The organism is Sphaerochaeta sp. S2, assembly GCF_016406725.1.
Classification (GTDB): domain Bacteria; phylum Spirochaetota; class Spirochaetia; order Sphaerochaetales; family Sphaerochaetaceae; genus Sphaerochaeta.
The window spans coordinates 1-1,614 of record NZ_JAEKNT010000016.1; the positions used below are offsets into that span (position 1 = coordinate 1).

At 42.8% G+C, this 1,614-nt stretch carries 1 protein-coding gene; it reads right to left on the bottom strand.

All coding sequences use genetic code 11. The features are described from left to right. Positions 1 to 1,576: type III-A CRISPR-associated protein Cas10/Csm1 (gene cas10 / locus JF818_RS00370; RefSeq protein ID WP_198890018.1), on the bottom strand; the 1,576-nt coding region annotated here is incomplete at its 3' end. Positions 1,577 to 1,614 lie beyond the last annotated feature (38 nt).

Here is a 1,614-nt window from a genome sequence, read left to right on the forward strand (position 1 = left end):
TCTTATACCTCTCATTGCCCTGGATCATCTGCGCCAAGAAACTTGAGAAATACTGTTGGAACTGATAGCTCAAATCAGAATAGCGGGAAAGTGACCATCTATCACCCAAGGAGGAGCTAAAGAGTAATCCCAGATTGTCTATATCTGCTTTGAACATAGCGAGCTTTTTCTGCCTATTGGTTACTGGGTCGGTGGCAATTTCCTCAAAACTAAGCAATCCTGTTTCTTCATCATCACGATATGGAGCAAGATACGGGAGGGTAACCATGGGCAATCCTGGTATATACTCTCGGTTGGTATAGCCAAATTGATCAGAGGTTGCAGATTTCCTTACGACTTTCACCATCTTTCCAAATGATGTCAGTTCCTTGGCATCTAAGACTATCCTCTTTGCCTGCATAAGAGACCCCCCGATGGAAATGAGGGAATCACAACTCTTGCAGTGTTCTGCATCTTCTTCCTTTGGGTTGATCTGGCATAATGGGCAACTTCCGTTCTTCTGAAGCTTCTCGTATTCTTCTTCAAGCATGTACCAGGTTTTTTGCAGTCCAAGTTGGAACTTTTTCTTCTTGCTCTGAATCTCTTGATTTTGCATGCGGAACTGAAGTTCCAGACCTCTGGATTTCATCAGCTCTGAGGAATCGTTAATATCAGTTTGAGAGAGGATACACGCAATCTGGCCAGAATATTCATTAAGCATGTATTCATCCAGCATGGACTGGAGTTTTTTTACCAGAAGTGAAGTTTTATCAGTTTTGGGGACAAGTAAAAGAAACCGCCCGCCTGCAAAAGTGATTATATTTGTATCCATCATCCCAAAAGCGTTTGCGACGTACTTAGCAAACACAAAGCTGAGTGACCAAATTTGGAAACTTCTTGCACGTAAGATTTTGGCATTGTATTTCGAGGTTGGTAGATTGAAGATATATTGTTGAATTCCTGACATATCTCCTTGAACAAAGGTGAAAGGAGCATCCTGTTGGATTGTCTCAATCCAATTCTCATGATCAGAAGCATAGACAGCAATGCAAGCAGCGATTGCTGCAGTCGTCTTTGCATGATGGAAGAGACTGATATCTGGATCATCCATAGTAGAAGAGGGAATGCACCAACTGTAGCGTTCCAAAAGCGTGAGTAGTGCCATGAGGAATTCATCGTATTCAAGGCCTTTGAGTTTCAGGAAATCCTTTTCAAATTGACTCCATTGCTGCAAATACTCTTGCTTGGAGATTTTCTTATGGCCTTGTTCCCCAATGGCTTTCCCATCCAGAGGGCGAATTGGCAGAAAACTTGATTCTGTTTTTATTATTTCTGAATTTTCAGTCTCCTTTATGCTTAATGTCGAGGCAATGTTCAACATGGGCTGCTCATAGAATTTTCCTTGGGCCTCGTATTCCAGTTCCTTGTCACTTCTCCTATCCATGCCACTGCTGAGCCGGTCTGCAATGGTGATGATATGATGGTCATCCTCAGCTGGGTTGTGATGGTAGGCAGCAAGCCCTGTCATACGTCCCACATTAATTGAATCAGGAAAGCAATCCTTCACTGAATCGAGATATCCCAAGGTATAAAGCACATGCTGAACATTGCCTCGACATTAAGCATAAAGGAGAC